The following is a 14,005-nucleotide window of genomic DNA, read 5'->3' as shown; positions in this document are numbered from 1 at the left end:
GTAGGGGCCCGATGATGTAATCTGAATCGGGCTTTTTTCAGGAATTACGCATGGCTGGCAGTCAACTCCTCTTCAGAAAGACCTGTAATCTGAAGCACCATGTTGCGATCTATTCCCTGCTCCAACATAGTTTGCGCTATACGTAATGCGGCTTCTCGTTTGCCTTGCTGCAACCCTCGCTGCAACCCTTCCTGTAATCCATCTAAGCGTAACCGCTCGGCAATCGTCATCAGCTTCTCCTTATGTTGGGGGATCCGTTGCGCCATCTCTTGTATAAATTCATTAAAGCGAGATTCATCGCCGGATTGCAGGATGTAATTAAACATCGCCTGTAGTTGCGTGTCATTAGCGCACCCTGTAAGTAACAGCGTGGCCAGTTGATCTACCAGCCCCATCAAATCCCGCTGACGGATATGTTTTTGCATTAGTTCCAGCAGTGCCATTCGCCTGTGAGCCATGATTTCGTCATCGGGCACCACTGTGATATCCACCAATGGAAATGCGCTGGCATAAAGTTGCCGTGCCGTTACAGGATCGGTAAACGCATCAAGCCAGCACAGTGAGTACGGATACGGACTTCGACAGCCATGATAAAACAGCATGGGTATCACAATCGGCAGTTCTTTGTGCCCGGCATCCAAATGACGCTGCATCGCCGCTATTGCGTAACGCAGCAGACGAAAAGCCATATGCGGATCGGCTGAACTCTGGTGTTCTATAACCACGTATACATAACCTTCACCATCGTGCGTATGCACAGACCAGAGCACGTCGGAGTAGCGGGTACGTAAATCCGCTTCAATAAAGCTTTCTGACTCCAGCTTCAGCGTATTTAAATCGCAAAGCGTTTGCAGATCTGCGGGTAGATGAATTTCGAGGAAGTCCCGAGCTGTTTCTGGATGATGTAAAAACGTTTTAAATACCGCATCGTGCGGTGTAGATGTCGTTGGTGTTGTCATCAAATTCCGTCACCTGAATGAAGATGACGGCACTTTACTGCTGGCGGAAAACATCTTCATCAAGGCATTAGCAGCCTTGCGTACACGCTTCAGCGCTAAATGCCCCCCCACTGCAACATATTCATTCTGCTGGAAGGTATTACGCAGAAATCCGCTGCGCGCTTATCCCTTACGCGCCGCCTCATATGCCGCCAGCGTCGCCAGCCTCGCCTGTTTATGATCCACAATCGGGCGAGGATAACTCAGTGTTACCTGCGCTTTTTCAGCCCACGACCACGGTTCATGAATGGCTTTACCCGGCACGTCGCGCAGTTCCGGCACCCACTGGCGGATAAACTCACCGTCACGGTCGAATTTTTCGCCCTGCGTCGTGGGGTTAAAGATACGGAAATACGGTGCGGCGTCGGTTCCGGTTGAGGCTGCCCACTGCCAGCCGCCGTTATTGGCCGCCAGGTCGCCATCGATCAGTTGCGACATGAAATATTGTTCGCCTTTACGCCAGTCGATCAGCAGGTCTTTCACTAAAAAACTGGCGGTAATCATGCGTAAACGATTATGCATCCAGCCCGTGGCGTTGAGCTGACGCATGGCCGCATCCACAATGGGGTAGCCCGTATACCCTGTTTTCCAGGCCTGCAAATGCGTCGGATTATTCTGCCATTGCACGCGATCGGTCCAGCGAATAAAAGGTTGATACCGACACAGCGCCGGATGGTAAGTCATCAGATGACGATAAAATTCGCGCCAAATAAGCTCATTCAACCAAACGCTGCCTGCCCCATCCTCAAGCGCCTGCGACTGCTCCACGAGCAGTCGATTCAGGCACTGGCGCGGTGATAGTCCTCCTGTCGCCAGGCTCGCGGATAATCGACTGGTTCCATCAATCGCCGGAAAGTCACGCAGTTGTTCATATTCTCCGGCGGCCTGCTGGCAAAAATGGCGTAATTGCGCGATGGCCAATTTTTCTTCTGCCGGAAATTGCTGCGAATCAAAATCCTGCTGCGGGTAGCTCAGCGTGATGGATGTTAATGGAGAGTCAAGAGCACCGCTTTCTCTCACCTTCGGCGCACTGACACATTCTGGGATCCCGTCTTTTATCCGCTTCAGCCAGGCATTTTTAAACGGCGTAAAGACTTTATACATCTCGTGATTACCGGTCATGACCGCCCCCGGAGGCAGGATCACGCTGTCGTCAAACCCTTCGCACACCACCTGAGGTATTGACTTTTCAACGGCAGCATCACGCTGGCGTTCGTTTATTTCATATTGATAGTTATAAAATATTCGACTGACGCCATGCTGTACGCAGACGTTTTTGACGGTTTCCACACTGGTCGCAAAATTAGCAACTTCATGAAACAGAAGCGGGATGCCCTTTTCTGCCAGCGCCGTTTGCAACGCGTTCAGCTGCGCATTAACCAATGCCGCCTGACGTGGGGCCATATCATGCGCCTTCCACTGTTCAGGCGTGGAGATATAGAGCGCGAGTACATGTGCAGAACGATCCCGACAAGCCGCCGCCAGCGCGAGATTGTCATGCAGACGTAAATCACGCCGAAACCAGACCAGATGCGTGGTCATAACACTCCCTGATAAAAATTAATCATTGCCCTGTAAACGCCAAATCGCAGGCCAGAGTTCAAAATAACGTTGCCCGGACAACCAGGTGTTCGGGTGCTCAGCCATATAGTGTTTGAGGAGCATTAAGGGTGCAAGTAGCGGCTGCGCCTCGCGTCGATAGTTATCGATTATCGAGGTCAATTCCTGACGTTGACGCAGATCGAGCTGATTACGGAAATAGCCCTGTACGTGCATCAATACATTGGTATGGTTACGCCGGGTAGCAGGATTTAATAACAAATGGGTCAATCGTAGGCGATACTCGGTAAAAAAAGCATCGAGATCTTGCCATTCATGGATTGCGGCAACGAAGGGGCCAAGCTCCCGATACTCTGGCTGGGAATGCGCCAGTAGTACCAGTTTGTAGCGGGTATGATAGTCAATTAATGCGCCCCGCGTTAATTTTCGCTGACGCAGGCGGTGCAATTTATGCAAAGCGTAAACACGTATTAATGTATTTTCGTCGAACTGAGGTGCCTCACTCGCTTCTGTGGTCAGACAGGTGCGGATACCAACAGGAATTCTCGTGCTCATCGCCACTCCTTATCCGTTACTCAGATAAGTGTAGACCTCGGCGTATAAAAAAACCGCCACATTGCTGTTGGCGGTTTTCTTGAACAATAACGACAACTTAATAGAAGTCGCAGGTGGCTTTTTCAGCCTGCTCCATCCACACCGGTTTATCACTGGTTTTGGACCAGACGCGGTGCAGATAGCTGTAAAAACGGGCGCGGTCTTTCCAGAACAACATGACCGGCAGCGCCAGCACGCCCGCCACAACGGCAAAGGTACGGCGCAAGAAAACAATGTGTGCTGGATATTCTTTATAAAAGTCCATAATCCTCTCCCATATATCTGTTCGGTGAATCGCACCGGAAAAATAAACTTGGTTAACTGATGAAAATAATACCGCCTTGTGTGTAATTTTGCTACTCATCCGACCACTTATTTTTATCTATTGATGCTCCGTTTAGCTAAAAACCGTAATTAAGTTACATAAAAGTTAAATTAATACTAATCATTAGTTAAATAATGGTCTTTGCCATTTTTATACTTTTTTTACACCTCTCTAACTGATTTTTGCGAAATCTTTGCAAGCAAAAATCTACGCTCTGGTTATCACATTTATGCCACTGGAGGTGCACCGTGAGTGCAGGCGTGATAACCGGCATTGTGCTGGTCTTTTTATTATTAGGTTATCTGGTGTATGCCCTGATTAATGCGGAGGCGTTCTGATGGCGGCCCAAGGATTTTTACTCATTGCCAGTTTCTTGCTGGTACTGTTTATCATCGCCAGACCGCTGGGTTTTGGCTTGGCTCGGCTGATCAATAATACGTCCCTGCCGGGCCTGGCTGGCGTGGAACATCTGCTCTGGCGCGGTCTGGGCATCTCGCAGCAGGAGATGAACTGGCGGCAGTATCTGTTGGCGATCCTCGCGCTCAATGTGCTGGGGTTGCTGGTCCTGTTTTCAATGCTGATGGCGCAAAACCTGCTACCGCTAAATCCGCAACAGCTACCTGGGCTTTCGTGGGATTTGGCGCTCAACACGGCGGTAAGTTTTGTCACCAACACCAACTGGCAATCCTATGCTGGCGAAACCACCTTAAGCTACTTCAGCCAGATGGTCGGGCTGACCGTGCAGAACTTCCTGTCAGCGGCAACCGGGATTGCGGTGATTTTTGCCCTGGCCCGTGCCTTTACTCGCCAGAGTATGAACACGCTGGGCAACGCCTGGGTCGATCTGGTTCGCATTACGCTGTGGATCCTGCTCCCCATTGCATTGCTCATTGCGTTGTTCTTCATTCAGCAAGGTGTGCTGCAAAACGTGTTGCCCTATCAGCCCATTACTACCCTTGAAGGGGTGAAACAGCTGCTGCCAATGGGGCCCGTCGCCTCACAGGAAGCGATTAAGATGCTTGGCACTAACGGGGGTGGGTTCTTTAACGCTAACTCATCACATCCGTTTGAAAACCCTACCGCGTTGACCAATCTGGTACAGATGCTGGCCATTTTCTTAATTCCTACCGCGCTGTGTTTTGCCTTTGGTGATGTGGTTGGCGATCGTCGCCAGGGGCGGACCCTGCTGTGGGCCATGTCGCTGATATTTGTAGTCTGCGTAGCCGTGGTGATGTGGGCCGAAGTTCAAGGCAACCCGCACCTGATGGCATTCGGTGCAGACAGTAATATCAACATGGAAGGCAAAGAAAGCCGCTTTGGCGTGCTGGCTACGAGTCTTTTTTCCGTCGTGACGACAGCGGCATCTTGCGGCGCTGTCGATGCGATGCATGACTCCTTCACCGCGCTGGGCGGGATGGTGCCGATGTGGCTAATGCAGATTGGCGAAGTGGTCTTCGGTGGTGTCGGTTCGGGCCTGTACGGCATGCTGCTGTTCGTGTTGTTGGCGGTGTTTATCGCGGGCCTGATGATTGGTCGCACGCCGGAATATCTGGGTAAGAAAATAGACGTGCGTGAAATGAAAATGACCGCACTGGCGATTCTGGTCACCCCTGCGCTGGTCCTGCTCGGTACGGCGATAGCGATGATGAGCGACGCCGGACGCAGCGCCATGCTCAATCCTGGTCCACATGGCTTTAGTGAGGTGTTGTACGCCGTATCGTCTGCCGCGAACAACAACGGCAGTGCCTTCGCCGGATTAAGCGCCAACAGCCCGTTCTGGAACTGTCTGCTGGCCCTGTGCATGTTCTTCGGCCGTTTCGGCGTGATCATTCCCGTGATGGCAATTGCCGGATCGCTGGTCAGTAAAAAGATCCAGCCAGCAAGTCCAGGCACGCTGCCTACTCACGGTGCACTGTTTGTCGGGTTGTTAATCGGTACGGTGTTACTGGTTGGCGCCCTCACCTTTGTTCCTGCCCTGGCGCTTGGCCCGGTCGCAGAATACCTGTCATTACACTGAGTGATGCGGAGCACATTACTATGAGTCGCAAGCAACTGGCGCTGTTCGAACCCTCTCTGGTCGCACAGGCGCTGATGGACGCCGTGAAAAAATTAAGCCCACATACCCAGTGGCGCAATCCGGTGATGTTTATCGTCTGGCTGGGCAGTCTGCTGACAACCCTGTTAACGTTGGCAATGGCCACAGGCCATATGCAAGGCAATCCGTGGTTTACCGGCGCGATAAGTCTGTGGCTGTGGGTCACCGTTCTGTTCGCCAACTTTGCCGAAGCGCTGGCGGAAGGACGCAGTAAGGCTCAGGCTAACAGTCTGAAAGGAGTGAAAAAAACCGCTTTTGCTCGCAAACTCCGCGAGCCGAAATACGGTGCCGCCATGGATCACGTTCCGGCGGAGGATTTGCGCAAAGGAGATATCGTGTTAGTAGAAGCGGGCGATATTATCCCGTGTGACGGCGAGGTCATCGAAGGTGGCGCATCGGTAGATGAAAGCGCCATTACCGGTGAATCCGCGCCGGTCATTCGTGAATCCGGTGGTGATTTCGCCTCCGTCACCGGCGGGACCCGCATCCTCTCCGACTGGCTGGTGATCGAATGTAGCGTGAACCCTGGTGAAACGTTCCTCGACCGGATGATCGCCATGGTTGAAGGCGCGCAGCGGCGTAAAACGCCGAATGAAATCGCCCTGACGATCCTGTTGATAGCCCTGACCATCGTTTTTCTGCTGGCGACCGCCACGCTGTGGCCATTTTCCGCCTGGGGTGGTAGCGCGGTTAGCGTCACGGTACTGGTTGCCCTGCTGGTGTGTCTGATCCCCACCACCATCGGTGGGTTGCTCTCTGCAATTGGCGTCGCCGGGATGAGCCGCATGCTGGGCGCGAACGTCATCGCCACCAGCGGACGTGCAGTAGAAGCTGCGGGTGACGTGGACGTACTGCTGCTGGACAAAACCGGCACCATTACGCTGGGTAACCGCCAGGCTTCAGATTTCCTGCCCGCCCAGGGCGTAGACGAAAAAACGCTGGCCGACGCCGCGCAGCTTTCATCTCTGGCCGATGAAACCCCTGAAGGCCGCAGTATCGTGATTCTGGCAAAACAGCGCTTTAATCTGCGTATTCGCGACGTGCAATCGCTACACGCCACCTTTGTACCGTTTACCGCCCAAAGTCGGATGAGCGGGATCAACATCGACAACCGTATGATCCGCAAAGGGTCGGTCGATGCTATTCGTCGTCACGTTGAAGCCAACGGCGGCCACTTCCCTGCCGACGTGGAGCAGAAGGTCGAAAACGTCGCACGCCTTGGTGCTACGCCGCTGGTGGTTACCGAAGGCTCCCGCGTGCTGGGCGTGATTGCCCTGAAAGATATCGTAAAAGGCGGAATCAAAGAACGTTTTGCCCAACTACGCAAAATGGGCATCAAAACGGTGATGATCACCGGCGATAACCGCCTGACCGCCGCCGCGATTGCGGCAGAAGCCGGGGTAGATGACTTCTTAGCTGAAGCCACGCCGGAAGCCAAGCTGGCGCTGATTCGTCAGTATCAGGCGGAAGGTCGTCTGGTGGCGATGACCGGCGACGGAACCAATGACGCCCCGGCGCTGGCGCAAGCCGACGTGGCGGTCGCCATGAACTCCGGGACCCAGGCGGCGAAGGAAGCAGGCAACATGGTGGATCTCGACTCTAACCCCACCAAGCTGATTGAAGTGGTGCACATTGGTAAACAGATGCTGATGACGCGTGGTTCGCTGACCACCTTCAGTATCGCCAACGACGTGGCGAAGTATTTCGCCATTATCCCGGCCGCGTTCGCCGCCACCTACCCGCAGCTCAATGCACTTAACGTGATGGGTCTGCATTCGCCGGATTCGGCGATCCTCAGCGCGGTTATCTTTAATGCGCTGGTTATCGTCTTTCTGATCCCGCTGGCGCTTAAAGGCGTGAGCTACAAACCGTTATCCGCATCCGCAATGCTGCGCCGTAATTTGTGGATCTATGGTCTGGGTGGTCTGGTTGTGCCGTTTATCGGTATCAAAGCAATTGATTTACTGCTGACCCTGCTGGGTCTGGTGTGAGGTTTCAGATGAGTGGATTACGTCCTGCATTATCAACATTGATTTTCCTGATGCTTATCACCGGCGGGGCTTACCCGTTGTTGACCACCGCGTTGGGGCAGTGGTGGTTTCCCCACCAGGCTAACGGCTCGCTTCTACGCGAAGGTCAGGTCGTTCGCGGCTCTGCGCTCATTGGGCAACATTTTACCGCGGCCGGTTATTTTCAGGGACGTCCGTCTGCTACAGCAGAAATGCCCTATAATCCAATGGCTTCAGGCGGCAGCAATCTGGCAGCCAGCAACCCGGAACTGGATAAACAGCTGCAAAGCCGGATAGCCGCGCTGCGTGCCGCCAACCCGCAGGCAAATCCTGTCGTTCCGGTAGAGCTGGTAACGGCTTCTGCCAGCGGGCTGGATAACAATCTGACACCCGCCGCGGTGGCCTGGCAAATCCCCCGCGTGGCGCAGGCTCGCAACCTCAGCATTGAAGAGGTCACGCGCCTGGTTGCACAATACACGCAAAAGCCGTTGGTCAGTTTTATCGGCCAGCCGGTGGTGAACCTGGTAGAACTTAATTTAGCGCTGGATAAGCACTGAGAAAAAGGACATGCATAACGAACCCTTACGCCCCGATCCCGATCGCCTGCTGGAGCAGACCGCTGCCCCGCACCGCGGAAAACTGAAAATTTTCTTCGGCGCGTGTGCAGGCGTCGGTAAAACCTGGGCCATGCTGGCAGAGGCCCAGCGGCTGCGGGCGCAGGGGTTAGATGTGCTGATTGGCGTGGTGGAAACCCACGGACGCAAAGAGACCGCCGCGCTGCTGGACGGTCTCAGCATCCTGCCGCTAAAGAGACAGGCGCGCCATGGTCGTCATATCAGCGAGTTCGATCTCGACGCGGCGCTGGCCCGCCGTCCGGCGCTCATTTTGATGGATGAACTGGCGCACAGTAATGCGCCTGGCTCACGCCACCCTAAGCGTTGGCAAGATATTGAAGAACTGCTCGAAGCCGGCATTGACGTTTTTACTACCGTCAACGTGCAGCATCTGGAAAGCCTCAATGATGTGGTCAGCGGCGTCACAGGCATTCAGGTTCGCGAAACCGTCCCCGATCCTTTTTTCGATGCCGCCGACGATGTGGTGCTGGTCGATCTTCCCCCCGACGATTTGCGCCAACGCCTGAACGAAGGCAAGGTCTATATCGCCGGTCAGGCGGAAAGAGCCATCGAGCATTTCTTTCGCAAAGGGAACTTGATCGCGCTACGTGAGCTGGCCCTGCGCCGCACGGCCGATCGGGTTGACGATCAGATGCGTGCCTGGCGAGGGCGTCCGGGGGAAGAAAAAGTCTGGCATACCCGTGACGCCATTTTACTGTGCATTGGACACAATACCGGCAGCGAAAAGCTGGTGCGTGCTGCCGCGCGTCTGGCAGCGCGCCTCGGCAGCGTCTGGCATGCAGTGTATGTCGAAACGCCAGCGCTGCACCGACTGCCCGAAAAACAGCGCCGGGCAATCCTAAGCGCTCTGCGGTTAGCCCAGGAGCTGGGTGCAGAAACCGCCACCCTTTCCGATCCCGCTGAAGACAAGGCTGTAATCCGCTACGCTCGTGAGCATAATCTGGGAAAAATTGTCCTCGGACGTCCGACTACGCGACGCTGGTGGCGCAGTGATTCCTTTGCTGACAAACTGGCCCATCGCGCACCGGATCTCGACCTGATGATTGTTGCACTCGATGAGCCACCTTCGCGCCCTGTGCTACAAACTGCAGATAACCGCACCTTTAAGGATAAATGGCGGGTACAAATTCAGGGTTGTGTGGTTGCCGTCGCGCTGTGCGCCATCATTACGTTGATTGCCATGCAGTGGTTGATGGCCTTTGACGCCGCCAACCTGGTGATGATCTATTTATTGGGCGTGGTGGTTATCGCCCTCTTTTACGGACGCTGGCCGTCGGTGCTGGCAACTTTTATTAACGTCGCCAGCTTCGATCTCTTCTTTATTGCTCCGCGTGGCACGCTGGCCGTTTCCGATGTCCAGTACCTGCTCACCTTCGCCGTGATGCTAACGGTAGGGCTGGTTATTGGTAATCTGACCGCCGGAGTGCGTTATCAGGCGCGGGTGGCCCGTTATCGTGAACAACGTACGCGCCATTTGTATGAGATGTCGAAAGCGCTGGCCGTTGGGCGTAGTCAGCAAGATATCGCCGCCACCAGCGAACAATTTATTGCCTCAACGTTCCAGGCCCGCAGCCAGGTTTTACTGCCCGGTGAGAACGGTAAGCTGGCCCCTCTCACCCATCAACAGGGCATGACGCCGTGGGATGATGCCATTGCCCAATGGAGCTTTGATAAAGGGCAACCGGCTGGCGCAGGTACTGACACGTTGCCAGGTGTGCCGTATCAAATTTTACCGTTAAAAAGCGCTGACAAAACGCATGGGCTGCTGGTTGTGGAACCAGGAAATTTACGCCAGCTGATGATCCCCGAACAGCAACGCCTGCTGGAAACTTTCACTTTACTGGTCGCCAGTGCGCTGGAGCGTCTGACGCTGACTGCCAGCGAAGAGCAAGCCCGGTTTGCCAGCGAGCGCGAAAGCATTCGCAACGCGCTGCTCGCCGCCCTTTCCCACGATTTACGTACGCCGCTAACGGTGCTGTTTGGTCAGGCAGAGATCTTAACGTTGGATCTGGCAAGCGAAGGATCGCCGCACGCGCGCCAGGCCAGTGAGATTCGCCAGCACGTCCTGAATACTACCCGACTGGTTAATAACCTGCTGGATATGGCGCGAATTCAGTCTGGCGGCTTTAATCTTAAGAAGGAGTGGTTAACACTGGAAGAGGTGGTCGGCAGCGCCCTGCAGATGCTGGAGCCAGGACTCTCTGCTCCTATTAATTTGTCGCTACCAGCACCGTTGACGCTGATCCACGTCGATGGCCCACTCTTTGAACGGGTGCTGATTAATCTGCTGGAAAACGCCGTTAAATACGCAGGTCCAGCGGCGCAAATCGGTATTGATGCCAGCGTCGATGGCGAGCACCTGCAACTGGACGTCTGGGATAATGGCCCCGGCATTCCATCGGGTATGGAGCAGCGAGTTTTTGACAAGTTTTCCCGGGGAAACAAAGAGTCATCGGTACCGGGCGTTGGGCTGGGACTGGCAATCTGTCAGGCCATTGTGGACGTGCACGGCGGTACGATTTCCGTCCACAATCGCGCACAGGGAGGAGCATGTTTCCGTGTTACACTGCCCCAGGAAATCCCCCCTGAACTTGAAGATTTTCATGAGGATATGTGACGAACGTACTGATTGTTGAAGATGAACAGGCTATCCGTCGCTTTCTGCGCACCGCGCTGGAAACCGATGGTCTGCGTGTATATGAAGCGGAAACGCTGCAACGTGGTCTGCTGGAAGCCGCCACGCGAAAACCCGATCTCATCATTCTCGATCTCGGTCTGCCGGACGGTGACGGCATTGATTTTATTCGTGACCTGCGACAATGGAGCGCGATACCGGTAATTGTGCTCTCAGCCCGCAGCGAAGAAAGCGATAAAATCGCCGCTCTGGATGCCGGTGCCGATGACTATCTCAGTAAACCCTTTGGTATTGGCGAGCTACAGGCGCGATTACGCGTGGCATTGCGCCGCCACGCCAGCGGCGCGTCTCCCGAGCCGGTGGTGCATTTTTCCAACGTAAAAGTAGATATCGCCGCCCGCCTCGTACATCGTGGTGATGAAGAGATTCATCTGACGCCGATTGAGTTTCGCCTGTTAGCGGTACTGCTGAATAATGCCGGAAAGGTACTAACGCAACGCCAGTTGCTAAATCAGGTTTGGGGACCAAACGCCGTCGAACACAGTCACTATCTGCGAATTTACATGGGACACCTGCGCCAGAAGCTGGAACAGGACCCGGCGCGTCCGCGTCATTTTCTGACTGAAACCGGGATTGGTTATCGGTTTATGCCGTGAATCTAAGCCGAATAAAAAAAGCCGGATCAGCGCAAAGCTATCCGGCTTTTTAATTCATGCCGGATAGCGACGCTAGTGTCTTATCCGGCCTACGGTTTACGCGTTTTTCAGCACTTCGCTGACGATCTCAACCGCTTCTTTTTCGATCTGCTTGCGGTGTTCTTCACCGAGGAAGCTCTCGCAATAGATTTTATAAGCGTCTTCGGTGCCGGACGGACGAGCGGCAAACCAGCCGTTGTCAGTCATCACTTTCAGACCGCCGATAGAAGCACCGTTGCCCGGTGCCGCCGTCAGACGTGCGGTGATCGGGTCGCCCGCCAGCGTGCTGGCACTCACCATTTCCGGAGACAGCTTAGACAGCGCCGCTTTCTGTGCGGAGGTCGCACTTGCCTGCAGGCGGTTGTAGCTCGGCGCACCAAAGCGGGCAGCCAGTTCGTTGTAGTGCTCCTGCGGATTCTTACCGGTCACTGCGGTAATTTCTGCCGCCAACAGGCACATGATGATGCCGTCTTTGTCGGTCGACCACGGTGTACCGTCGAAACGCAGGAAAGATGCCCCCGCGCTCTCTTCACCACCAAAGCCAAAGCTGCCGTCGAACAGACCGTCAACAAACCATTTAAAGCCAACCGGCACTTCGACCAGTTTACGCCCTAAATCATTCACCACGCGGTCAATCATCGCCGAGGACACCAGTGTCTTACCAACGGCAACATCTTTGCCCCACTGCGGACGATGCTGGAACAGGTAGTTGATCGCCACCGCCAGATAGTGGTTCGGATTCATCAGCCCTGCCGGGGTGACGATACCGTGACGGTCGTAGTCTGGGTCGTTGGCAAAGGCCAGGTCGAACTTGTCGCGCAGCGCCAGCAGGCCCGCCATCGCGCACTCGGAGGAGCAGTCCATGCGGATAGCACCATCTTTGTCGAGATGCATGAAACGGAAAGTCTGATCAACGTGATCGTTAACGATAGTCAGGTTCAGGTTGTAGTGCTTAGCAATACGCTTCCAGTATTCGATACCGGAACCGCCCAGCGGATCGACACCCAGCGTCAGACCCGCTTTTTGGATCGCCGCCATGTCGACGATGTCAGCCAGTCCTTCAACAAACGGCTGAACCAGATCCTGCTCTGTTACATGACCAGATGCCAGCGCAGCGTCCAGCGACATGCGCTTCACGCCTTGCAGACCGTCAGCCAGCAGCGCGTTGGCTCTGTCTTCCACCACTTTGGTGACGTTGGTATCTGCCGGACCACCGTTTGGCGGGTTGTATTTAATGCCGCCATCTTCCGGCGGGTTGTGGGACGGCGTGATCACAATGCCGTCAGCCAGCGGGCCGCCTTTTTTGTTGTGGACCAGGATAGCATTCGACACAGCAGGGGTTGGCGTAAAGCCGTTATTTTCCTGCACGATGACGTCAACGCCGTTCGCCGCCAGCACTTCCAGTACAGAGATAAAAGCCGGTTCAGACAGCGCGTGGGTATCCTTGCCCACATAGCACGGGCCAGTAATCCCGTTTTTCGCACGTTCTTCAGCAATCGCCTGAGCGATAGCCAGAATATGCGGCTCGTTAAAACTATGACGACCTGCACTGCCGCGATGTCCGGACGTACCGAACTTAACGGCGTGCTCAGCGTTCCCTGCTGTTGGTTTCAGTACATAGTACTGTGCCGTCAGTTGGGCGACGTTAATCAAATCACTCTGTTGCGCAGGTTGACCTGCACGGTTGTGGATTGCCATTGCCTGGTCCTTCTAATGCAAGGATTAAATTGTTCCGCAAACCTTTTCAATCAATTCCGCAGGGAATTGCATTGACTGCATGATGTGTTCAACCATGCTGCATTTACGGCCGGTATTGGTGTTGGTGATCACCCAGTACGGCGTGCCTGGCACGTGTTTCGGTTTGGTTTGATTACCATTTTTCAGCAGCGTCTGTTCATCCGCTGCAAAATAAACGCGCGTACGGCCATGCAACGATTCCGTTGCTTCGGCGAACGCGTTTTGATCCAGTGAATAGAGTGTAGACAGCACCAGCATAAAGCGATTTACTGCTTTCTTCTGTTCCGCGTATTCGTCGGACAGCAGCAGTTCACGCATCGCGCGCACTTTATCTTTTACGGGGTTAACCGGCTTAGCTTCCACGACAGGTTGCACAGCGCGGACTTCTTTGACTATCGGAGTGACAGGCTGTGATGCGGCGGAAAATTTCAACATACGCCGTAAAATGTCGGATGCGCTCTCGCCAATATGCTTGGTGTGGCTGGCAATATAGCTATAGAGTTCATCATCAACTTCAATCGTTTTCATCTTAATCCAGTGCAGTGTTTAGCTGAATACAAGTTGTCGGGGTAAACACACGTAGTGTAAAGGCAAATCCCAACAGCGGATAGCGTCAAGCCTGGTGGCCAGCAAAACTCAGAGTAACCGTAGTTGTTGCAGCCATGTGGCAGAATGGTCAACATGATACCCTAACCCGTGAGTGTGAAAAAAAGAACTTTGCC

The 14,005-nt window shown here is 54.3% G+C and carries 12 protein-coding genes; 6 read left to right on the top strand and 6 right to left on the bottom strand.

Annotated elements, in window-relative coordinates:
• Window positions 1–44: 44 nt before the first annotated feature.
• The 4 genes from OGY13_RS05315 to OGY13_RS05300 form a co-directional block, all read right to left on the bottom strand.
• A complete protein-coding gene (locus OGY13_RS05315) occupies window positions 45–959 on the bottom strand; it encodes an Rpn family recombination-promoting nuclease/putative transposase (protein ID WP_186413595.1) in 915 nt (304 codons plus the stop codon).
• Between the two features lie 162 nt (window positions 960–1,121).
• Entirely contained in the window at window positions 1,122–2,540 is a 1,419-nt protein-coding gene (gene phrB, locus OGY13_RS05310; protein ID WP_213752664.1) for a deoxyribodipyrimidine photo-lyase, read from the bottom strand.
• 18 nt (window positions 2,541–2,558) lie between these two features.
• Window positions 2,559–3,113 (bottom strand): DUF1722 domain-containing protein, encoded by a 555-nt coding sequence (locus OGY13_RS05305; RefSeq protein ID WP_213752665.1) that lies wholly within the window; start codon window positions 3,111–3,113, stop codon window positions 2,559–2,561.
• Between the two features lie 97 nt (window positions 3,114–3,210).
• Window positions 3,211–3,417 carry a YbfA family protein gene (locus OGY13_RS05300; RefSeq protein ID WP_003022870.1) on the bottom strand — a complete coding sequence of 69 codons (207 nt, stop codon included), beginning with the start codon at window positions 3,415–3,417 and terminating at the stop codon, window positions 3,211–3,213.
• Between the two features lie 308 nt (window positions 3,418–3,725).
• On the opposite strand from OGY13_RS05300, the gene kdpF reads away from it, so the two are divergent.
• From kdpF to kdpE, 6 genes are read left to right on the top strand one after another with little or no spacing between them, the layout of a single operon-like run.
• On the top strand, window positions 3,726–3,815 hold the full coding sequence (gene kdpF, locus OGY13_RS05295) for a K(+)-transporting ATPase subunit F (RefSeq protein WP_001670793.1): 90 nt from the start codon (window positions 3,726–3,728) through the stop codon (window positions 3,813–3,815).
• Window positions 3,815–5,494, top strand: coding sequence for a potassium-transporting ATPase subunit KdpA (gene kdpA / locus OGY13_RS05290; RefSeq protein WP_032942710.1), 1,680 nt, complete (start codon window positions 3,815–3,817; stop codon window positions 5,492–5,494). Before kdpF ends, kdpA begins: the two co-directional genes overlap by 1 nt.
• 20 nt (window positions 5,495–5,514) lie before the next feature.
• Window positions 5,515–7,563 (top strand): potassium-transporting ATPase subunit KdpB, encoded by a 2,049-nt coding sequence (kdpB, locus tag OGY13_RS05285; RefSeq protein WP_213752666.1) that lies wholly within the window; start codon window positions 5,515–5,517, stop codon window positions 7,561–7,563.
• A gap of 8 nt (window positions 7,564–7,571) precedes the next feature.
• Window positions 7,572–8,138, top strand: a complete 567-nt coding sequence (gene kdpC / locus OGY13_RS05280) for a potassium-transporting ATPase subunit KdpC (protein WP_048235873.1) — start codon at window positions 7,572–7,574, stop codon at window positions 8,136–8,138.
• Between the two features lie 10 nt (window positions 8,139–8,148).
• Entirely contained in the window at window positions 8,149–10,833 is a 2,685-nt protein-coding gene (gene kdpD / locus OGY13_RS05275; RefSeq protein ID WP_032942706.1) for a two-component system sensor histidine kinase KdpD, read from the top strand.
• Window positions 10,830–11,507, top strand: a complete 678-nt coding sequence (gene kdpE / locus OGY13_RS05270; RefSeq protein ID WP_174770556.1) for a two-component system response regulator KdpE — start codon at window positions 10,830–10,832, stop codon at window positions 11,505–11,507. Before kdpD ends, kdpE begins: the two co-directional genes overlap by 4 nt.
• Before the next feature lie 96 nt (window positions 11,508–11,603).
• Here kdpE and pgm read toward each other — a convergent pair whose 3' ends face one another.
• Window positions 11,604–13,244, bottom strand: a complete 1,641-nt coding sequence (gene pgm / locus OGY13_RS05265) for a phosphoglucomutase (alpha-D-glucose-1,6-bisphosphate-dependent) (protein ID WP_008784117.1) — start codon at window positions 13,242–13,244, stop codon at window positions 11,604–11,606.
• A gap of 24 nt (window positions 13,245–13,268) precedes the next feature.
• Entirely contained in the window at window positions 13,269–13,811 is a 543-nt protein-coding gene (gene seqA / locus OGY13_RS05260; RefSeq protein ID WP_003022848.1) for a replication initiation negative regulator SeqA, read from the bottom strand.
• Between the last annotated feature and the right edge of the window lie 194 nt (window positions 13,812–14,005).

It is taken from the genome of Citrobacter sp. Cpo045 (genome assembly GCF_030332875.1).
Lineage (GTDB): Bacteria > Pseudomonadota > Gammaproteobacteria > Enterobacterales > Enterobacteriaceae > Citrobacter > Citrobacter portucalensis.
The sequence above is the reverse complement of the archived record's forward strand: the minus strand, read 5'-3'. Positions and strand labels throughout refer to the sequence as shown.